Below are 19,505 nucleotides of genomic sequence, written 5' to 3' on the forward strand. Positions count from 1 at the left end.
CATCCGCCAAGCTGCGCGCATCCCACGTTGGACCCCCCCGATGCCGCCAACCCGGAACGCCACGATCCCGGCCCTGCTCCTGCTCGCATCGATGGCGATGCCTGCGGATGCCGTGGAGATCGACGGCCGCATCGCTGAAGGCGAGTGGGCGGGCGCCCGCCATGTCACCGACTTCCGCCTGACGCAGCCGCTCAGCCGCGAGCCCGCGACCCTGGCGACCGAGGCATGGATCCTCGCGACCGAGGAGGGGCTGGCCATCGCGTTCCGCAATGCGCAGCCGGCGGGCGTCCCCCGCAACCGCCAGCGCGGCCAGCGCGACCGCACCGGCGCGGTGGACCGCGTGAACGCCTACATCGACTTCGATGGCGACGGTCGCACCGGCTACAACTTCACCTTGTCGCTGTCGGACAGCATCAGCGACAGCACCATCACCAACGAGAACCGCTTCAGCGACGACTGGGACGGCATCTGGACGCACGCGGTGACCGAGGATGCGGACGGCTGGTCGGCCGAGATGCTGATTCCCTGGCACGTGGCGACCATGCGGCGGGCGGCCGACGGCCGCAGGACGCTGGGCATCGGCCTGGACCGGGTCGTCAGCGAAACCGGCGAGCGCTTTTCGTGGCCCGCCGTCGGATTCAACGAGGCGCGTTTCCTCAGCGTGCTGGAGCGCGTGGAGGTGCCGGCCTACAGCCAGTCGCTGCTGGCGGTCACGCCCTACGTGGTCGGCGTCCACGACAACGTCGCCGGCAGCAGCGACTTCGACGCGGGTGCCGACGTCTTCTGGAAGCCGCACGGCCGCTTCCAGCTCAGCGGCACCCTCAATCCCGACTTCGGCCAGGTCGAAAGCGACGAGCTGGTCGTCAACTTCAGCGCGACGGAAACTTTCTTCAGCGACAAGCGCCCGTTCTTCACCGAGAACCAGGGGTTCTTCGACGTGCCGTTCGGCTCCCTCAATCAGGTCAACCGGCTGGTCTACACGCGCCGGGTGGGCGCGCCCGCGGACGATGGCAATGGCGCGGGCGACGTGCGCGCCGCGGCCAAGTTGAACGGCAGCCTGGGCGCCTTCAACTACGGCATCTTCGCGGCGGTCGAGGGCGAGGAGGCGGGAAGGGATTTCTACGCGGTGCGCGGAACGCGGGACTTTGACCTCGGCGGATTCGGCAGTCACGGGCTCGGGGCGATGGTCACCCGCGTCGTGCGTCCATGGCTCGACCGCACCGCCAACGTCTACGAACTCGACCATCGCTGGGCGAGCGCGCCGTGGAACGTGCGCACGACGGTGGTGGCCAGCGACATCGAACAGGCAGGGACCGACATCCGGGACAGCGGCGCCCAGGTCATCGTCGACCGGGACGATGGCGGCGCCTGGCGCCAGCAGCTCTATGCCCTCCATCTGGGCCGCGACCTGCAGCTCAACGACTTCGGCTTCCTTGAGCGCAACGACTTCAACTACCTGCGGTACGAGCTGGGCCACCGCATCACCTCCCTGCCGGAGGACTCACCCTACTCGGGCCACCAGTGGCGCTTCGCCGGATCCACCCGCTACAACGACCGGGGTGACCTGCTTGCGAACGCCGTTTCCGTCAACCGGAGCAGCGAGCGCCGAGACGGGGGCAACAGTTTCTTCGACGTGGCGGTGTTCGGCGCCGGCAAGGACGACCGGATTACGCGCGGCAACGGCATCGTCGAGGTGCCGGAGAAACTCTATGCCTTCTACGAGCGGTACCGGCCCCGGCGCGGGCACTGGAGCCTGTACGGCAATGCGCGTTACGCCGCGGAAGGGCTCGACGGCGCGGACGCCGGTTCGCTGGCGGTGTACGTCCAACCGACCTTCCACTTCAACGATTCCCTGACCTTCAATGCCGGCATGCAGTTCCGGCACAACCCCGACTGGCTGCTGTGGCGGGGCGGGAACCTGCTGGGTAGCTACCGCGCGAACCAGCTGTACCTCAATGCCGGAGCTACCTGGTTGATCGACGATCGGCAGGAGCTGCGCGTGCGGCTCGAGGCCATCGGCCTGGACGCGGAGGCGCGACAGGCCTGGCGCGTGGCCGAGGACGGCACGCCGGTCGCGGTCGACGAGGCGATCCCCGACTTCGCGCTGCGCAACCTGGGCTTCCAGATCCGCTACCGCTACGAGCTCGCGCCGCTATCCCACCTCTACATCGCCTACGTGCGGGGTGGGGCGCTGTTCGAGCAGTCGGTGGGCGGGAGGTTCAGCGCGATCGACCAGTTCAGCGATGCCTTCGACCTGCGCGACGACGAACAGCTCCTGGTCAAGCTGGCGTACCGGTTCGAGATCTAGCCGCCGGACCGGGTGGGCGCCGGCGCACTTAAGGCTGTACTTCGCGCAGATCCGCGGAGGCGATCCGCCAGGCGGCCGGGCCGCCATCGCCTGCCGGACGCCGCAGCACGTAGGTGCCGCGGTAGCGTTGCACGGTGCCGTCCCGGCGCGTGCTCGTGAACGCCACCGGGACCTGCACCAGGCTCGACCCCGACGTGCCTCCAGCGGGTTCGAGCTCGCCGACCTGCACCTCGATGCCCGCGACGTTCGTGAACGCATCGGCGAACTGGTCCGGGGACTGTCCGCTGCTGCGGCCGCCATCGGACCACAGTGAGTACGCGTGGCCGTAATTTCCGGCGTTGATTGCCGCGTAATAATCGCGCACGACGCCTGCGGGGCCCGGGCCGGCCGGATCGCCGGGCACCGTAGTCGCGTCTTCCTGGGCGAGCAGTCCGGTTTCGGGGTTGTCTTCCAGCGGGGGCAGCTCGAAGGGGTCACCGGGCAGCGCGTCGGGCGCGGGGGCGGGCGGGGCGCCGCTGATCGCGACCTGGCGCGGTCCGGGGGCATCGGGCATCCCCGTCACCGAACCACTGCCGCCTTCCGGGGCAGGCAGGGTGCCGTCCGCCGCCGTGCCGCCGTTGTGGCCGCCGGCGCGGTCGCCTTCGTCGCCGCAGGCGGAAAGCAGCAGTGCCGCCAGGAGGACCAGCAGGCCTGCGGAGAGGGTTCGAATACGTTGCATGGCTTCCTCAGCGATCCAGGTGGACGACAACCAGCCCGCGCTCGATCGCGACCTTGCCGATGCGACTGCCGGCCGGCATTTTCGACAGCAGGTCGGGTTCGAGCTGGTAGACCGGTTCGCTGCGCGCGTATTCGGCCAGCAGGGTGTTCAGGATACCGCGTGCGCCGCCGCCAAGTGCCGTGCCGGAGTCGGGCAGGTCGAATTGCAGCAACTCCGGATCGCTGAGGTGGAGTCCGCGCGTCGCCGGGTCGTAGCGCAGGCCGCTGGCGAGCGCCAAGCGTCCGGTCGGGTTGCCACTGCCGCCCAAGCCATCGATGCCAACGTCGAAATCCAGCCGCAGCCGGGATTCCCCGGGCACGATCGACAGGCCCGGGTTGGCCATCGTCACCGACACCAGCCCGCCGAGCTTGTCGAAGGTGCGGGGGAACCGCCGGTCCATGGACCGTTGCAGCTGCGGCGCGGTGAACGCGACCTGGTTGTTGAGCCAGGCCGAGACCAGCCCGAGTGTGGTGCAGGCGGCCAGGACGGAGACAAGGGCGGCGATGCCGATGGCTCGGAGGGAGGACGACATGGGCAGTTCCGCTCGGGGGACGATCGCGCGCACCCTAGCGCATCACGGTGAACGCGGCATCATCGACGAACGATGCCGTACCTGGCGTCAGTCGGGATCGGCCAGCACCCGCCGGCCGGGTTGCAGCCAGGCGACGAATACGCCCAGCAACAGCAACGCGACGGTGCCCGCCAGGATCTGCTTGGCGACCAGCACTGCCGGCAGGGGTTGGACGGCGTAATAAACCAGGTAACCCGGAATGGCGGAGAACAGCGCCAGCGCCAGGCCGAAACGCAGGCCCTGGCCAATGACCGGTTTGCCCCTGTCGTCGCCCTGTGCGTACAGCCAGGTCAACGCGGTGCCGATGCACGCATGGGCGAGCAGCATCCAACCGAAGTAGGCACCGGCTTCTGCCTTTGGGCGATACAAGCCCGGGAGCGACTGGTAGTCCGCGTCCAGCCACCAGCCATGGATGGCGAAGTCGAGCATGAGCGTGGCGATCGACACCAGCGCGGCGCAGACCCAGAAGCGCTTGCTGGAGACCAGGCGTGTGTTCTGCATGCGGCATTCCTGGAACGCGACGGCGGCATGCTAGCGCGGGACCGGGTGCGCGTCGATGGCGGCAATACGGGCCATTCCACGGGCGCAAAAGGTCATCGGCCGGCGCGCGGGTCCGCGCCACCGCCCCGGGCGCGCAGCAGCGGCAATGGATCGTAGGCCCCGTTCGCTCCGTAAATGCCGTAATGCAGGTGCGGCGGCGTGCCTTGCGCATTGCCGCTGTCGCCGACCGAGCCCAGTCGATCGCCGGGCATGACGACCTGCCCGACCGCTAGGTCCTTGGTCCAGGCATCGAGGTGGGCGTAGTAGTGCCGCTCCCGTGCCGGGCCAATGATCCAGACCTGCTTCCCGCCCAGCCCGCCTTCCTGGATCGCCGCCACCACGCCACGCGTCGCGCTGAGCACCGGGGTGCCGCGCGGCGCGAAGATGTCGACCCCGGCATGGGACCGATCCTTGCCGCGTGCGGCACCGAACGTATCGGCCACGCGCGCCGGCGCAACGCCTTCGACGGGCATGGCCAGCGACGCCGGGGGCGGCAGCCGGGACAATTCCCACAGCGCGCGCGGCCTCGCCATGAAGGGCTGGTGCCAGGCCCAATAGCCCGCGGCCGACAGGAGCGCGATCGTCGCCAGCCATGCGAGCGTCGAACGCAGGACCTGGGTGTAGTCCACGGGTGTCCGGCGCGACCGGGTGATCTCGTCATCCATCCGGCGAGGTTATGGCGTGGTGCCGACGCGAGGCGTCAAGGCAATGGACGCGGACCCGGGCCGCTTCCTGCAAGCGCCATCGAAGCACCACCATCAAAAAGGCCGGGCCTTCCACAGGGAAGGGCACCGGCCCGTTTCGGCGTCGCGCGTTACCGCGCGCCGCCGCTTGGCAACTGCGATCAGGCCGCAGCGTCCTTGAGCTTCTTCAGCGGACGTGCCTTGACCTTCACCGTGGCCGGCTTGGCGGCGAACCACTGCTCTTCCTTGGTGAACGGATTGATGCCCTTGCGGCGCGGCTTGGCGGGCACCTTGACCGAAGTGATCTTCAGCATGCCCGGCAGGGTGAAGCTACCGGCACCACGCTTGCTGAGCGATGCATGCGCGGCGGATTCGAGCGAATTCATCACGGCACGGACGTCCTTGGCGGCGACGCCCGAGTGCTCCGCGATCTGTGCGACCAGGCCCGACTTGCTCAAGGGCTCCTTGATCGGCTTCATCGCTGCGGGCTTGGCAGCGGCTTTCCTCGGCGCGGCTTTCTTGGCCGCTTTTTTAGCTTTCTTCGCCATGTGTGTGTGGTTCCGTATTCGTAGGTGGATTGTCTGGCCGACCCCGTCGGCCCCTGCAATGTAGGGCATGCGCGTCGCCGCGCCAAGTGGAAACCGCAAAAAAGAGCGGGAATTTCCGTGCCCGCAAGGAACATGCCGGAAACCGCGCGAGTGCGCGCCCGGTTCAACGCCGACTCCAGCGGGGGCGTACCCACCACCAGGCACCGGCGACCAACGCGGCGAAACCGGTGTATGCAGCGACGAAGACCCACCCGGGTGCTTCGAAGAAGATCAGCCGGGAAAGCCAGTGCTGCATGAAGGACTCGCCGTAAGTGGCTTGTCCTGCACGGTTTCGCAGTCCTTGCTCCCAGGTCGTGAGGGGACACAGCCTGCCCAGCCAGGCCTGCAGCGCGATGAAGAGCACCAGCACCAGGTGCGCGAGGCGAAAGCCCGGGTTCCGCACCCAACGCCAACCCCGCCAGCCACCGGCCAGGATCAACAAGGTGCCCAGGACGACGAACGCGACGATGCCGACATGCAGGAGCAACAGGGCATCGGCGAGCGCGATCGAGATGGCGGGGGACAGTCCAGGCATGCGGGCAGCGTAGCGGGTGGGTGGCGAGGGGAATGATTTTGGCGCGAGAGGCAGGGATCAGGCCTCCCGGCTGCTTGCGGCCGGGCATTGCGTCGCCTGTGCGGGACGCAACGCTTGGAAGGGCCGGGGATGCGCGGCAAACGAACCCGCGGGCGCGAGGCGCATGTTCCCTGCGTCGCATGGGCGCTTCGCGACCATTGCACGTTTCCCGGACGTGCGCCTGGATCGCGTGGCGCGGGCCGTGGCCGATGGCCGCGTGCGTCAGTCCTCGTCGTGCCGGGGCTTGTAGGCCTCCACCAGCTTCTGCTGCACCTGCGCCGGCACCGGCTCGTAGTGGCTGAAGTCCAGCGCGTAGCGCCCGCGCCCCGCGGTCACCGATTTCAGCTCCGCCGCGTAGCCTTCAAGTTCGGACAACGGCACCTGGGCCTTGACCACGATCTCGCCGCCCTTTGTCGCGTCCGTGCCGTGGATGCGCGCGCGCTTGCTGGCGAGGCCACCGCTGATATCGCCCATGTGCTGCTCGGGGGCGTGTACGTCGAGGTCGACGATGGGTTCGAGCACCTGCGGACGGGCCTTGGAGACCGCTTCCAGGAAGGCTTTCTTCCCGGCTGCGACGAAGGCGACTTCCTTGCTGTCCACGGGGTGATGCTTGCCGTCGTAGACGATCACGCGCACGTCCTGCATCGGATAGCCAGCGACCGCGCCGCTGCCCAGCACCTGGCGCACGCCTTTCTCCACCGCCGGCAGGAACTGGCCGGGGATGGTGCCGCCCTTGACCTGGTCGACGAACTCGAACCCGCCACCGCGGGGCAGCGGTTCGATGCGCAGGAACACCTCGCCGAACTGGCCCGCGCCGCCCGTCTGCTTCTTGTGCCGGTAGTGCCCCTCGGCCTTGCCGCCCACGGTTTCGCGATAAGCGATGCGGGGCGGGCGAGTGTCGACCTGCACGCCGTGCCGGTCCTTGAGCTTGTCCAGGTGAATGCGCAGGTGCAGGTCGGACAGCCCGCGGATCACGGTCTCGTTGGTTTCGGACTCGTGCTCGATGGTGAAGCAGGGGTCTTCCTCGGCCATCTTGTGCAATGCGTTGGCGAGCTTCTGCTCCTGTCCCTTGCTGGCGGCCGTGACCGCCAGCCCGAACATCGGCTTGGGGAAGTCCAGCGGCGCCAGGTGGATGTGGTCTTCGGCGTGCGAGTCGTGCAGCACGGCGTCGAAGTGCAGGTCGTCGATCTTCGCCACCGCCGCGATGTCCCCGGGAATGGCGCGGTCGACCTCGACGTGGTCCTTGCCCTTGAGCTTGAACAGGTGGCCGACCTTGAACGGCTTCTTGCCATCGTCGATGAACAGCTGGGTGTCCTTCTTTACCGTGCCCTGGTAGACCCTGAAGATGCCGAGCTTGCCGACGAAGGGGTCGTTGACCACCTTGAACACGTCGGCGATGACGTGCGCCTCCGGATCGGGCTTGCATTCGACGGGCGTCGCGTCGCTGCCACTACCCTTCAGGAAGGGCGGCGCATTGGCCTCGCCCGGGTGCGGGAACAGCGTTTCGGCGATGCCCAGCAGCTCCTTGACGCCGACGCCGCTGCGCGCGGAGACGAAGCACACCGGGACCAGGTGGCCTTCGCGGAGGCACTGCTCGAAGGCGTCGTGCAGCTCCTCACCCGACAGGCCTTCCTCGCCCAGGTCCAGGTAGTGGTCCATCACCGTTTCGTTGACTTCCACCACCTGGTCGATGATCTTCTGGTGCCAGTCGGCGACCGGGCCCAGGTCGCTGTCGCCCTCGGATCGGCCGAAGCAATCGACGACCTTGCTGCCGCCCTCGGCAGGCAGGTTGAGGGGAAGCACCTCGTTGCCGAAGGTCGCCCGCAGCTCCTCCAGCAGGCCGGCGAGGTCGGCGCCGGCGTGGTCGATCTTGTTCACCACGATCACCCGGCAGAGCCTGCGCCCCTTGGCGTGCTCCATCATCCGGTGCGTGCCGTAAGCGATGCCGGTCTCGGCGTCGACCACGATGGCGACCGTTTCCACGGCGGCCAGCGCCGACAGGGTCGGGCCGCGGAAGTCGGGATAGCCCGGGGTGTCGATCAGGTTGACGTGGATGCCCGCATGGTCGGTGCTGGCGATCGCGGCGTCGATGGAGTGGCCGCGTTCCTTCTCGATCGGGTCGTGGTCGGAGACGGTATTGCCGCGTTCGATCGTGCCTGCCGCCTGGAGGGCGCCGCCGGCGTGCAGCAGGGCTTCGAAGAGGATGGTCTTGCCGGCGCCGGGATGGCCCGCGAGGGCCACGTTGCGGATCTGCTCGGTACTGTAGGACATGCGTCCGTTCTCCCTGGATAGCGGGGTGGAATGGGACGTCATGGCTGTCCGCGGGGTAGCGCAGCGACCGAGCGTGCGCTCGGCGGGCGGTCATGGCGGACGAGCAAGATAGCGCGGAGCCGAAGCGAGCGTCCCGTTGCAGCGCAACAAAACGCACGTGGGCGTAACAGGCGCGCCGCTAGCCTCGCAGTCCCTTGCTTCCCCAACAGGAGTTTCCCCATGGTCGATACCCGCCACGCCACCGCACACTGGTCCGGCGACCTGAAGTCCGGTGGCGGCACCATCAGCACGCCCGCCAGCGGCTTGATGCAGGAAACCGAATACGGTTTCAACACCCGCTTCGGCGACAAGAAGGGAACCAATCCCGAAGAGCTGATCGCCGCCGCGCATGCCGCCTGCTTCACCATGGCGCTGTCGCACAAGCTCGCCGAGGCCGGGCACCCGCCGGAGGCGGTCGACTCCCGTGCCGAGGTCGACCTGTCGATGGATGGGGGCCCGCAGATCTGCGCGATCAGGTTGTCCACGAAAGCCAGGGTGCCCGGGATGGAGGGCGCGCAGTTCCGCGCGATCGCCGACGATGCCAAGCAGAATTGCCCGGTTTCAAAGGCCTTGTCCGCCGTGCCGATCACGCTGGAGGCCGAGCTGCTGGGCTGAGCGCTCCAGGTGACGTCGCGGGCAAGCCGCCACGGCGCCGCCTTGCGATGCGCGTTGACCATTGCATGGTGCCGCCTGGCCAGGCGCTGGTGCGGATGCGTGGCGGACCGCCCGGCTGTCGGGAACATGAATGCGCGTCGCCGATCGACGGTCAATCCAGCCGGATTCAGCGCGATGTCACCCCCTGCCGCCTAGGGTGAACCAAAGCGCCAGTCGGGCGCCGGGAGCCAGAACCCTATGAAACGTCTTAGCGCATCCATCCTCGCACTGGGCCTCGCTGCCGCCGTCGGCACCGCGTCGGCGCAATCGGGTTACCACAACTACCAGCCGACCGTGGACCGCTACGGCCAGGCCTACGGGGCGCAGTACGACTATGCCCGCGTGGTCCGCGTCGATCCGGTGTTCGATTCTCGGTCCGGGTACGGCACGCCCACAGCCGGGCAACGCTGCTACAGCCGGCAGGATGGGTATTACGCAGGTAGCGATCCCTACAACGACCGGAATTACGGCCGCGACGATGGCTACTACGGCAGCGGGACCTACGGCCGCAGCGACGGGTACTACGGCAACGATCCCTATCGGCGCGACGCGGGGAGCCAGACCGGGCGCACGGTCGCCACCGTGGTCGGCGGCCTGGTCGGAGCGGTGGTCGGCAGCAAGGTGGGCGGTGGTTCGGCCCGCTACGCCACCTCCGCGTTGGGCTCGGTGGTCGGTGGCATGGCCGGCCGGGAGATCTACGAGGCGAGCCAGCGCAACCGCTATCCGCGCCAGGGCAACGTGACGGTCTGCGATCCGGTACCCGTGGGCAGCGGCGGGGGCTACTACCCCGCCAACGACGGCTACGGTGGCGGCGTCCGTGCCTACGACGTGACCTACGAATACGCCGGTCGCCGTTACACCACCCGCACCAACTACCACCCGGGCGACAGGATCCGGGTGCGCGTGGACGTCCGTCCCGAGTAATCGCAAACAGTCCCTTCGTCGGCATTCCGGACGGAGGTGCTCCGAGGTGAGTCTGTTGAAGGGGCCTTCCGGCCCCTTTTTTTTTGCGTTCGGCGCGTGGCCGGAACGATGGCGGGCGCAATGCCGCGCTGGTGCCGGGAACGCCGAGGGCATCCGCCGTACGCATCCGGACAACGGCGTGAGCATTGCCGGCGTCCGCGACCGTCGGCATAGTGGCGCGACATCGAACCCCGGACCCTCCCATGCCCCGTTTCGCCTGGATCGTTTTGCTTTGCGTGTCGTTCGCTGGAACGACGCCTGCTTCCGAGGTGCAGTTGCTGACGGCGGCGCGCATCCACACCTCCGATCCCGCACGCCCGGTTGCACGTGCGATGGCGTGGGATGCGTCCGGCCGGATCCTCGCCGTCGGGGAAGCCGCCGAGCTCGCCGCCCGCTACCCGCGCGCCAGGCGCATCGACGTCGGCGATGCGACGGTGATCCCCGGCCTGATCGATGCCCACGGCCACGTCATGAACCTCGGTTACGCGTTGTTGCGCGCCGACCTGGTCGGGGCGTCCGACAAGGCCGAAGTCCTCGCGCGGCTGCAGGACTTCGAGAAGACCCTGCCCCAGGGTGCCTGGCTGCTCGGTCGCGGCTGGGACCAGAACGACTGGCCGGACCAGGTGTTCCCGACCAGCGCCGATCTGGACGCGGCCTTCCCCGATCGGCCGGTCTGGCTGGAGCGCGTGGACGGGCATGCAGGCTGGGCGAATTCGGCCGCGATGCGCACGGTCGAACGGGACCTGTCGGGCGACTGGCAGCCGGACGGGGGCCGCATCCTGCGCGTGGACGGCAAGCCGACCGGCATCTTCGTCGACAACGCCTACGAGATCGTCGACCAGGTCGTGCCCGCGCCCGATGACGCCTTGCGCGAGGAAGCACTGGAGCGGGCACTGGAAGCCGCCGTGCGTAACGGGCTGACCGGCGTCCACGACATGGGCACCCGGCAGGGCGAACTCGCCTTGCTGCGCCGCTTTGCCGACGCGGGCCGGCTGCCGCTGCGCATCGATGCCTATGCCGACGGCGACCGCGAGGCGCTGGCGGACCTCTGCGCCATGGGCCTGTACCGCCATCCCGGCGGCCGATTGCAGATGCGTGGGGTCAAGCTTTACGTCGATGGCGCGCTGGGCAGTCGCGGCGCCGCGCTGATCGAAGACTACAGCGACGAGCCAGGGCATCGCGGCCTGCTGGTGACGGCGCCGGGAGACTTCGAGGCGATCGTGCGCAAGGCCCATGGTTGCGGCGTGCAGGTGGCGTCGCACGCGATCGGCGACCGTGGCAACCGCATCGTGCTCGACACCTACGAAAAGGTGCTGGGCGATGCGGCCGGGGGCGACCACCGCTGGCGGATCGAGCATGCGCAGGTGGTCGCGCTCGAAGACATCCCCCGCTTCGCGCGGCTGGGCGTGATTGCGTCGATGCAGCCGACCCATGCGACGTCCGACATGCCGTGGGCGGAAACCCGTATTGGCGCCGAGCGGCTGGAGGGCGCGTATGCCTGGCGGCGTTTCCTCCAGGCCGGTGCGCGACTGGCCCTGGGTTCGGATTTCCCGGTCGAATCGGTGGACCCGCGGCTTGGCCTGCATGCCTCGGTCACGCGGCAGGATCGCGACGGCCAACCGCCGGGCGGCTGGTTGCCCGGGCAGCGGCTCACGGCCGCCGAGGCGTTGCGAGGATTTACCGTCGACGCGGCCTTCGCCGGTCGCGACGAGGACGTCGTGGGCCGGCTTGCCCCGGGATTGCGCGCGGACTTCGTGGTGCTGGCAGACGACCCGCTCGGCGTGGATGCATCGCGCCTCGACGACCTGCCCATCCGTTCGACCTGGGTCGACGGCCAGCCGGTCTACGAGGCGGAAGCGACGGCTGATTGATCCTGTCGCCGGGCCCTTCGGCAGGCCAGGGCAGGCTGGGCGCGGCGAGCACCGTGTTGGCAACAGCGATGGAACTCGTGACATCCATTGCCCGCACGCGCACGGTCGTGAAACGGGCGGGAGCGGGTCCGGTCCGCGTCACCGATCCATTGCGTCACCACTCGATGCGACCTGAGACGATCGGGCACGCGCGACCGCCGGACCAGACCTCGCCGTCATCGTCCACGTACAGGTCGATGATGGCGTCGTAGCCGACTTCGCGTCCCTGGCTGACCCGGTAGCGGCCGTCCCGCCCGGGCAGGGCGTCGCGTGAAGCCAGCCAGGCCGCCAGCGTGGCGTTGGCGGCGCCGGAAGCGGCGTCCTCGAACGGCGTCGGCGTGCCTCCCACCCAGGCGCGTACGGCCAGGTAGAACACGGGATCGTCGCTGCGCGCAAAGACGCACAGGCCCATGGTGTCCGTGGATTCGGCGAGCGCGGCGATGGCATCCCAGTCCGGCTCGGACGCGCGCAGGGCGCTTTCGCTATCGACTTGCGCCAGCCACCATCGGCGGCCCCCTTCCACCAGCGCGGGCGGCAAGGGCCCCACCGGCAGTCCCCGTAGCGCTGCGCGCAAGCGCGGATCGTCGTGCGTCGCGACCTCGACGACGCGCGACCGCGGCGTGCGTACCCCGATGGTGCGGTGCCGGCCGTCGCCGACGACACGCAAGGGCAGTTGCCCGGCCAGTCCCTCCTGCACCAGCAGTCCGTCGCGCGGCACGGCCAGGCCCGCGTCGAGCACGGCGTGCGCGGTACCCACGCTGGGATGTCCGGCGAAGGGGACTTCGCGCCGCGGGCTGAACATGCGCAGCGAGTAGCTGGCATCGCCGGAAGCAGCGGGGAACACGAACGTGGTCTCCGGCAACCGGGTCCAACGGGCGATCGCCTGCATGGCGGCATCGTCCAGGCCGGCCGCATCCAGCACCACCGCCAGCGGATTGCCCGCGCCGGGGCGGTCGGCGAACACATCCATCTGCACGTAGCGGCGCGCGAGGGTCATGCGCCCGCCTTGCATGCAGGGGTGCTGCAACGATCGCGCCGCGCGCGCGGGTTGTGCCAGTGACTCACGGTCGTCACCAATGGAATTCTCCCCGGAACACCAACTGGACTTCTCCGCCGATCCCGCCCGCCGCGCACCCTGAGACGCTGCGCCGAAGAAGCCGCGCGCGCGGCTTGTGCCAGTGAGTCAGGGACGTCACCAATGGAATTCACCTTCGATAACCCGCTGGACTTGTCCTCCGATCCACACCTCTGCATCCCCATCCACCTCGACCTGCACACGCCCATCCCGCCCGACCTCGCGCCCCTGGCTGGCGACGTAGCGCCTACCCTCGGCTCGTTCGCCAGCGTTAGGCCACTGATCGGCAGCATGCAACGCCGCCGCGATGCAGGCATTGGCGCTGCCGGTCACTGGGTCCTCCGGGATGTTGTCGGCGGGACAGAAGGCGCGGACGACCAGGTCGTGCCCCGGATCCGTGGCGCTGCCGAAGACGGCCAGACCCACCGCACCGGTGGCCCGGGTCAGGGCCGCGATCGCCGGCAGGTCCGGAACGGCGCGGCGCACCGCCTGGTCATCCGCCAGCTGGACCAGCCACCAGCATGGCCCGTTGTTCCAGAGCGCAGGCGCAAGCTGGCCGGGAGCGAAGCCTGCCGTGGCGCGATCAAGCAGGCTGCCGGCATCGGTCTCCAAGCGGGTGGCTCGCGGTGCGCGGACGTGGGCGAGGCCGGCGCCGTCGATGCGCACGGGCAGCAGTCCCGCGGCGCATTCCTGCATCAGGCGGCCGCCGTTGGCCGCGTTCTCATTGGCCTGGTGGATCGCCCAGGCCGCACCCACGCTGGGATGCCCGGCGAACGGCAATTCCTGCCGCGGGGTGAAGATACGGACGCGGTAGTCGGCGCCATCGACGGTGGGTGGCAGCAGGAAGATCGTTTCCGACAGGTTGGTCCACGCCGCGATCGCCTGCATGGTGGCCGGCGCCATGCCCTGCGCGTCGACGACGACGCCCAAGGGGTTGCCGGCACCCGGCCGGTCGGCGAAGACATCGAGCTGGAGCCAGCGACGCTTGGTCATGCTTTCCTCCGGGACGTGGACGGGAGTGGATCTTCCCGGATTCGACGCTGCGCCACGCGCCCGTACAATGCTCGGTTCGTGCCCCGCGCGGGCGAGCGCCCATTCTATGCCTTCCCCTTCCGCAAGCGCCCCGTGGATCGTGCTCAAGTTCGGCGGCACCTCGGTGTCGGAGCGCGCACGCTGGGACACCATCGGGCGCCTGGCGCAACAGCGCGCCGACGAACACGCCGCGCGGGTGCTGGTGGTCGTCTCGGCGCTGTCGGGCGTGACCAATGCGCTCACGGCGGTCGCGGCGGGCGAGGGCGATGCCAGCGCGGCGATCGAGGCCCTGGCGCAGCGGCATGTCGACTTCGCACGCGAGCTGGATCTCGATCCCGACACGGTGCTGGGCGAACGCATCGCGCGGTTGCGCGCGTTGCTCGTCGACCCGCGATTCGAGGCACGCCCCTACGACTGGCAGGCCGAGTTGCTGGCGCAGGGCGAGTTGCTCTCCTCCACGCTCGGCGCCGCCTACCTGGGCGCGCAAGGGCTGGATTTCGGCTGGTGCGACGCCCGCGACTGGCTCGATGCGCTGGCCATGCCCAACCAGAATGCCTGGGCGACGCGGCTGTCTGTCAACTGCATCGACGCCCGCGACGATGCGTGGCGCCGGCGCTTTGCTTCGCAGTCCCCACGGATGCTGCTGACCCAGGGGTTCATCGCCCGGCACGCGGACGGCAGGACCGCGATCCTCGGGCGGGGCGGGTCGGACACATCGGCGGCGTACTTCGGTGCGTTGCTGAGTGCCAGGCGGGTGGAGATCTGGACCGACGTCCCCGGGATGTTCACCGCCAACCCGCGCGAGGTCCCCGATGCCCGCCTGCTGACCCGACTCGATTACTCGGAGGCCCAGGAAATCGCCACCACGGGCGCGCGCGTGCTGCACCCGCGTTCGATCAAGCCCTGCCGCGACGCCGGCGTGCCAATGGCGATCCTCGACACCCAGCGCCCGGACCTGCCGGGCACGTCCATCGATGGCGAGGCCGCGACGGTGCCGGGGGTCAAGGCCATCAGCCGCCGCGACGGCGTGGTGCTGGTGTCGATGGAAAGCATCGGCATGTGGCAACAGGTCGGCTTCCTAGCCGACGTCTTCGAGCGTTTTCGCAGGCATGGCCTGTCGGTTGACCTGATCGGGTCTTCGGAAACCAACGTCACCGTGTCGCTGGATCCCGGCGAGAACCTGGTCAATACCGACGTGCTCGCCGAGCTGTCGGCCGACCTGGCGCAGGTCTGCAAGGTCAAGGTGATCACGCCCTGCGCGGCGATCACCCTGGTCGGACGCGGCATGCGCTCGCTGCTGCACAAGCTGTCGGAGGTCTGGGCCACGTTTGGCCAGGAGCGAGTGCACCTGATCTCGCAGTCGTCCAACGACCTCAACCTGACGTTCGTGATCGACGAGGCCGACGCCGAGGGCCTGCTGCCGGAACTGCATGCGGCGCTGATCGACAGCGGCGCGATGCCCGTGCAGGACGCCGGGGTGTTCGGGCCGAGCTGGAGGCAGATCGTGCACGGCCATCGGGTGCGCGAGGCGCCCTGGTGGATGCGGCGGCGCGGCGAGTTGCTCGAGCTTGCGCAGGCAGGCACACCGCGCTACGTCTACGACTTGCCGACGCTGCGCGCGCGGGCGCGGGCGCTGGCCGCCGTGGAGGCGGTCGACCGCCGCTTCTACGCGATCAAGGCCAACGCGCACCCGGTCTTGTTGCGCGCCATCGTCGACGAAGGCTTCGGCCTGGAATGCGTGTCCCGGGGCGAGCTCGACCACGTGTTCGACGTGCTGCCCCGAATCGATCCGGCGCAGGTGTTGTTCACCCCGAGCTTCGCGCCCCGCAACGAGTACGCCGGCGCGTTCGCGCGGGGCGTCACCGTGACCGTGGACAACATCGAGGCGCTGCAGCGCTGGCCCGATGTCTTCCGGGGCCGCAGCCTGTGGTTGCGCCTCGACCTGGGCCGTGGCGATGGCCACCACGCGAAAGTGGTCACCGGGGGCGTGGCGTCGAAGTTCGGCCTGCCGGCGCCGGAGCTCGAGCGGTTCGCCCAGTGCGCCCGCGCGCTCGACGTACGCATCACCGGCCTGCACGCGCACCTGGGCAGCGGCATCCTCGCGCCGTCGCACTGGCGGGAGGTCCATGCCGACCTGGCCGGGTTGGCGGACGACCTGGGCACCGTCGAGACGCTGGACATCGGCGGCGGCCTGCCGGTCCCGTACAAGCCGGATGCGGAACCGTTCGACGTGGACGCTTGGGCAAGCGGGCTGGCCGGGATCAAGGCGGCGTGGCCGCGCTACCGGCTTGCGATCGAGCCGGGTCGCTTCCTGGTGGCCGAGTGCGGGGTCGTGCTGGCACGCGCCACCCAGGTCGTGGAGAAGCAGGGCGTGCGCCGGGTGGGCCTCGACGCCGGGATGCACACGCTGATGCGGCCGGCTCTCTACGACGCCTGGCACGCCGTGCACAACCTCAGCCGGAGCGACGAGACGGCCGACACGCGCGCCGATGTCGTCGGCCCCATCTGCGAGTCGGGCGACGTCATCGGGACCGCCCGCATGCTCCCGGCCGGGACCGTGGACGGCGACGTCATGCTGGTCGCCGACGCCGGCGCCTACGGGTTCGCCATGGCCAACACCTACAACCTGCGGCCGCTGCCGCAACAGGACGTCCTGGAATGACCGACGCCGCCTTCGACCGCGACAAGGTGCAGTGCTTCCGCTTCGTGCGGTGCCGGTTCGACGCCGACACCGGCATCGCGCACCTCGTCTACGCCTTCGACGACGGCCCGGAGCTGGTCGAGATCGTCAGCGTGCCCGGCGCACCGTTCCAACTGGAACCCGGGCGCGCGGAAGCGGTGGAGCGGGCACTGCGCCTGCTGCACCTTGTCGCCGGCGTCAGCTACTACAAGGCGGCGGTGCCACCCGACATCCGCATCGATGGCTATTCGATCGACTCGGGCACGGCCGCGCTGTTGCGCGAGGTCTACGTCAATGGCCTGGGGGAATTCGCCTATCGCAACGGACTGGCCCTGCACGGGCGGATCCGGTTCCCGGTGTCCGATGCGCTCCCTTCCCGGCTCGAAAGCGGGGAAGGGAGCGGTGCCTTCGCCTCCACCAAAGTTGGGGGCAGGGACGATTCAAGCCCCGCTTCCGCCTCGCGTGAGCAGGGTGAGGGTGCGCCCGTGCTCGGCCTCCGCCGCCACGCCCTCACCGCCATCGGCGGCGGCAAGGACTCGCTGGTGTCGATCGAAGCCTTGCGGGCGGCAGGCATCGAGCAGACCGTGGCGTGGATCGGCAGCTCCCAGCTCATCCGGACCTGCGCCGAGCACACCGGGTTGCCGACGCTCGCCATCGGGCGCCAGCTCGCGCCGCAGCTGTTCGAGTTCAACCGCCAGGGTGCGTGGAATGGCCACATCCCCGTGACCGCGATCAATTCCGCGATCCTGGTGCTGGCCGCGTTGCTGCACGATGCCGACCAGGTCGTGTTCTCCAACGAGCATTCGGCGAGCTACGGCAGCCAGATCGAGGGCACGGGCGAGGTCAACCACCAATGGTCGAAGGGCTGGGCGTTCGAGAAGGCCTTCGCACGGCACGTCCGCGGGCGCGTGGCGGCCGACCTGTCGTATTACTCACTGTTGCGCCCGCTGAGCGAGTTGGCGGTGGCCCGCCAGTTCGCGAAGAACGATCGGTACGACGCGCATTTCTCCAGCTGCAACCGCAACTTCCACATCCTGGGGCAACGTCCCGTCAACCGCTGGTGCGGTGTATGCCCGAAATGCCATTTCGTGTTCCTGGCGTTGGCGCCGTTCCTGCCGAAGCCGAGGCTCATGCGCATCTTCGGCCGGAACCTGCTCGACGACCCGGCGCAGGTGCCGGGGTTCGATGCCCTGCTGGAATACCAGGGCCACAAGCCGTTCGAATGCGTCGGCGAAGGCCGCGAATCCAGGGCCGCGATGGCGGCGCTGTCGAACCGCCCCGAGTGGCGCGAGGACGCGGTGGTGCGTCGGTTCGCCCGCGAGATCCTGCCGCAGCTCGAAGAGGCCGGGCTTGCGCTGGCGCCGCTGCTGGAGCTGGACGACCGCCACGGCATCCCACCCGAAGTATGGAACCGGCTGCATGCGCGTTTCGCAGCTTGAGGCCATCGTCGCGTCCGGCGGCCGCATCGCCCTCTGGGGTTGGGGGCGGGAAGGGCGGGCGGCTTACGGGGTGCTGCGCGGCCGGCAGTCGACGGCGGCAGGTGCCGCGTCGGCAGGCGCGGACGCGACCCTGCCGTTGACGCTGTTCTGCAACGAAGGGGAGGCCGCCGAGGCGCGCGCGCTGGCCGATCCGGCGTTGTCCATCGAAACCGATGCCAGCGCCGAGCGGCTCGGTGCGTTCGACGTGGTGGTCAAGTCGCCCGGAATCAGCCCGTACGGCCCCGAAGCCGTGGCGGCTGCCGCGCGGGGGACGCGCTTCATCGGCGGCACCGCGATCTGGTTCGCCGAGCATCCCGAGGCGCGCACCTTGTGTGTCACCGGCACCAAGGGCAAGAGCACCACCTCAGCCCTGCTCGCACACCTGCTGCGTTCGGCGGGACTGCGGACGGCGCTGGCCGGCAACATCGGCATGCCGCTGCTGGAACTGGTGGACGGGCAAGCCGAGGCCTGGGTGGTCGAGCTCTCCAGCTACCAGACCCGCGACGTCGCCGGCAGCGGCACGCGGCCCGGAGTCGCGGTCGTCACCAACCTGTTCCCCGAACACCTGGACTGGCACGGCAGCGAGGAGCGCTACGTGGCCGACAAGCTGGCGTTGGTGACGGAAGCGGCACCACGGATCGCCGTGCTCAATGCCGCGGACAATCGGCTGGCCGCCCTCGATGGCCAGTTGCCGTCCAGCACCCTGCGCTGGTTCGGCCGCGCCGACGGCTGGCACCTGCGCGACGACGCGCTCTACCGGGGCGCCGAGCATGTCCTGGATACGCGTGGCTTGCCGCTGCCCGGTCGCCACAACCGCGGCAACCTGTGCGCGGTACTGGCCGCCCTCGATGCCTTCGGCCTGGACGCGGCCGCGCTGGCCCCGCACGCGGCGAGCTTCCAGCCGCTGCCGCACCGTCTGCAGGTCCTCGGCACTTGCGAAGGCACCACGTGGGTCAATGATTCGATCAGCACCACGCCCCACGCGACCCTGGCGGCCCTGGATTTGTATCGGGAGCGGCGCGTCGCCTTGCTGGTCGGCGGCCATGATCGTGGTGTCGACTGGAGCGAGTTCGCCGCTGCCATGGCGCGCCAGGCGCCGGCCGTGGTGGTGACCATGGGTCGCAATGGAGCCCGGATCCGGGACCTGCTGGCGCCGGTCGCGGCGGCGGGGGCGTTCCAGTTGCTGGAGGCCGAAGATCTCGAACGCGCCGTCGCGCTGGCGAGCGACGCCCTCGGCGGGGAGGGCGTGATGCTGCTGTCGCCGGGCGCCCCCAGCTTCGGGCAGTACCGCGACTACACGCAGCGCGGCCGGCATTTCGCGGCGCTGGGCGGTTTCGACCCCGCCGCCATCAGCGACATTCCCGGGATCGGCATCGCCTGAGC

16 protein-coding genes are annotated in these 19,505 nt (G+C 69.4%); 7 read left to right on the forward strand and 9 right to left on the reverse strand.

All coding sequences use genetic code 11. From position 1 onward, the window contains the following. Positions 1–40 precede the first annotated feature (40 nt). Positions 41–2,308, forward strand: coding sequence for a DUF5916 domain-containing protein (locus ABD970_RS06090; RefSeq protein WP_345294641.1), 2,268 nt, complete (start codon positions 41–43; stop codon positions 2,306–2,308). A 28-nt stretch (positions 2,309–2,336) separates the two neighbouring features. Here ABD970_RS06090 and ABD970_RS06095 read toward each other — a convergent pair whose 3' ends face one another. From ABD970_RS06095 to fusA, 7 genes are all read right to left on the reverse strand, one after another. Continuing rightward, positions 2,337–3,026 (reverse strand): hypothetical protein, encoded by a 690-nt coding sequence (locus ABD970_RS06095; RefSeq protein ID WP_345294642.1) that lies wholly within the window; start codon positions 3,024–3,026, stop codon positions 2,337–2,339. A 7-nt stretch (positions 3,027–3,033) separates the two neighbouring features. After that, positions 3,034–3,597: a YceB family lipoprotein gene (locus ABD970_RS06100; RefSeq protein WP_345294643.1), complete on the reverse strand. Its 564-nt coding sequence runs from the start codon at positions 3,595–3,597 to the stop codon at positions 3,034–3,036. Positions 3,598–3,684: 87 nt separating this feature from the next. Next, complete coding sequence (locus ABD970_RS06105) at positions 3,685–4,137, reverse strand: hypothetical protein (protein WP_345294644.1); 453 nt, start codon at positions 4,135–4,137, stop codon at positions 3,685–3,687. 92 nt (positions 4,138–4,229) lie between these two features. Beyond that, on the reverse strand, positions 4,230–4,841 hold the full coding sequence (locus ABD970_RS06110; RefSeq protein WP_345294645.1) for a M23 family metallopeptidase: 612 nt from the start codon (positions 4,839–4,841) through the stop codon (positions 4,230–4,232). A 179-nt stretch (positions 4,842–5,020) separates the two neighbouring features. Then, positions 5,021–5,407 carry an HU family DNA-binding protein gene (locus tag ABD970_RS06115; protein WP_345295656.1) on the reverse strand — a complete coding sequence of 129 codons (387 nt, stop codon included), beginning with the start codon at positions 5,405–5,407 and terminating at the stop codon, positions 5,021–5,023. Between the two features lie 163 nt (positions 5,408–5,570). Beyond that, a complete protein-coding gene (locus ABD970_RS06120; protein ID WP_345294646.1) occupies positions 5,571–5,981 on the reverse strand; it encodes a DUF2784 domain-containing protein in 411 nt (136 codons plus the stop codon). Between the two features lie 261 nt (positions 5,982–6,242). Next, positions 6,243–8,291 carry an elongation factor G gene (gene fusA / locus ABD970_RS06125; protein ID WP_345294647.1) on the reverse strand — a complete coding sequence of 683 codons (2,049 nt, stop codon included), beginning with the start codon at positions 8,289–8,291 and terminating at the stop codon, positions 6,243–6,245. Positions 8,292–8,510: 219 nt separating this feature from the next. Between fusA and ABD970_RS06130 the strand changes: the two genes are divergently transcribed. From ABD970_RS06130 to ABD970_RS06140, 3 genes are all read left to right on the forward strand, one after another. Beyond that, complete coding sequence (locus ABD970_RS06130) at positions 8,511–8,945, forward strand: OsmC family protein (RefSeq protein ID WP_345294648.1); 435 nt, start codon at positions 8,511–8,513, stop codon at positions 8,943–8,945. 237 nt (positions 8,946–9,182) lie between these two features. Then, a complete protein-coding gene (locus ABD970_RS06135; RefSeq protein ID WP_345294649.1) occupies positions 9,183–9,908 on the forward strand; it encodes a glycine zipper 2TM domain-containing protein in 726 nt (241 codons plus the stop codon). Positions 9,909–10,150: 242 nt separating this feature from the next. Further along, positions 10,151–11,818, forward strand: a complete 1,668-nt coding sequence (locus tag ABD970_RS06140; protein WP_345294650.1) for an amidohydrolase — start codon at positions 10,151–10,153, stop codon at positions 11,816–11,818. Between the two features lie 154 nt (positions 11,819–11,972). Here the strand turns inward: ABD970_RS06140 and ABD970_RS06145 are convergent, their stop codons facing one another. Together ABD970_RS06145 and ABD970_RS06150 are read right to left on the reverse strand one after the other, a co-directional pair. After that, on the reverse strand, positions 11,973–12,854 hold the full coding sequence (locus ABD970_RS06145) for a PhzF family phenazine biosynthesis protein (protein ID WP_345294651.1): 882 nt from the start codon (positions 12,852–12,854) through the stop codon (positions 11,973–11,975). A gap of 195 nt (positions 12,855–13,049) precedes the next feature. Then, positions 13,050–13,925 carry a PhzF family phenazine biosynthesis protein gene (locus ABD970_RS06150; protein WP_345294652.1) on the reverse strand — a complete coding sequence of 292 codons (876 nt, stop codon included), beginning with the start codon at positions 13,923–13,925 and terminating at the stop codon, positions 13,050–13,052. 106 nt (positions 13,926–14,031) lie between these two features. On the opposite strand from ABD970_RS06150, the gene ABD970_RS06155 reads away from it, so the two are divergent. From ABD970_RS06155 to murD, 3 genes are read left to right on the forward strand one after another with little or no spacing between them, the layout of a single operon-like run. Continuing rightward, positions 14,032–16,626, forward strand: a complete 2,595-nt coding sequence (locus ABD970_RS06155) for a bifunctional aspartate kinase/diaminopimelate decarboxylase (protein WP_345294653.1) — start codon at positions 14,032–14,034, stop codon at positions 16,624–16,626. Continuing rightward, positions 16,623–18,083 (forward strand): UDP-N-acetyl-alpha-D-muramoyl-L-alanyl-L-glutamate epimerase, encoded by a 1,461-nt coding sequence (gene murL / locus ABD970_RS06160; protein WP_345294654.1) that lies wholly within the window; start codon positions 16,623–16,625, stop codon positions 18,081–18,083. The genes ABD970_RS06155 and murL overlap by 4 nt, the downstream gene beginning before the upstream one ends. Next, a complete protein-coding gene (gene murD / locus ABD970_RS06165) occupies positions 18,064–19,503 on the forward strand; it encodes a UDP-N-acetylmuramoyl-L-alanine--D-glutamate ligase (RefSeq protein WP_345294655.1) in 1,440 nt (479 codons plus the stop codon). Before murL ends, murD begins: the two co-directional genes overlap by 20 nt. Positions 19,504–19,505: the final 2 nt, after the last annotated feature.

Origin of the sequence: Luteimonas vadosa, from assembly GCF_039543545.1 — a bacterium.
In the GTDB taxonomy this organism is placed as follows: domain Bacteria; phylum Pseudomonadota; class Gammaproteobacteria; order Xanthomonadales; family Xanthomonadaceae; genus Luteimonas; species Luteimonas vadosa.

Excerpts from the sequence above, each read along its gene's own strand:
- ABD970_RS06095 (WP_345294642.1), bottom strand. The coding sequence starts at position 3,026 with ATGCAACGTATTCGAACCCTCTCCGCAGGCCTGCTGGTCCTCCTGGCG.
- ABD970_RS06110 (WP_345294645.1), bottom strand. The coding sequence starts at position 4,841 with ATGGATGACGAGATCACCCGGTCGCGCCGGACACCCGTGGACTACACC.
- murD (WP_345294655.1), top strand. The coding sequence starts at position 18,064 with ATGCGCGTTTCGCAGCTTGAGGCCATCGTCGCGTCCGGCGGCCGCATC.
- ABD970_RS06155 (WP_345294653.1), top strand. The coding sequence starts at position 14,032 with ATGCCTTCCCCTTCCGCAAGCGCCCCGTGGATCGTGCTCAAGTTCGGC.
- ABD970_RS06120 (WP_345294646.1), bottom strand. The coding sequence starts at position 5,981 with ATGCCTGGACTGTCCCCCGCCATCTCGATCGCGCTCGCCGATGCCCTG.
- murL (WP_345294654.1), top strand. The coding sequence starts at position 16,623 with ATGACCGACGCCGCCTTCGACCGCGACAAGGTGCAGTGCTTCCGCTTC.
- ABD970_RS06090 (WP_345294641.1), top strand. The coding sequence starts at position 41 with ATGCCGCCAACCCGGAACGCCACGATCCCGGCCCTGCTCCTGCTCGCA.
- ABD970_RS06135 (WP_345294649.1), top strand. The coding sequence starts at position 9,183 with ATGAAACGTCTTAGCGCATCCATCCTCGCACTGGGCCTCGCTGCCGCC.
- fusA (WP_345294647.1), bottom strand. The coding sequence starts at position 8,291 with ATGTCCTACAGTACCGAGCAGATCCGCAACGTGGCCCTCGCGGGCCAT.
- ABD970_RS06150 (WP_345294652.1), bottom strand. The coding sequence starts at position 13,925 with ATGACCAAGCGTCGCTGGCTCCAGCTCGATGTCTTCGCCGACCGGCCG.
- ABD970_RS06100 (WP_345294643.1), bottom strand. The coding sequence starts at position 3,597 with ATGTCGTCCTCCCTCCGAGCCATCGGCATCGCCGCCCTTGTCTCCGTC.
- ABD970_RS06130 (WP_345294648.1), top strand. The coding sequence starts at position 8,511 with ATGGTCGATACCCGCCACGCCACCGCACACTGGTCCGGCGACCTGAAG.
- ABD970_RS06115 (WP_345295656.1), bottom strand. The coding sequence starts at position 5,407 with ATGGCGAAGAAAGCTAAAAAAGCGGCCAAGAAAGCCGCGCCGAGGAAA.
- ABD970_RS06140 (WP_345294650.1), top strand. The coding sequence starts at position 10,151 with ATGCCCCGTTTCGCCTGGATCGTTTTGCTTTGCGTGTCGTTCGCTGGA.
- ABD970_RS06145 (WP_345294651.1), bottom strand. The coding sequence starts at position 12,854 with ATGACCCTCGCGCGCCGCTACGTGCAGATGGATGTGTTCGCCGACCGC.
- ABD970_RS06105 (WP_345294644.1), bottom strand. The coding sequence starts at position 4,137 with ATGCAGAACACACGCCTGGTCTCCAGCAAGCGCTTCTGGGTCTGCGCC.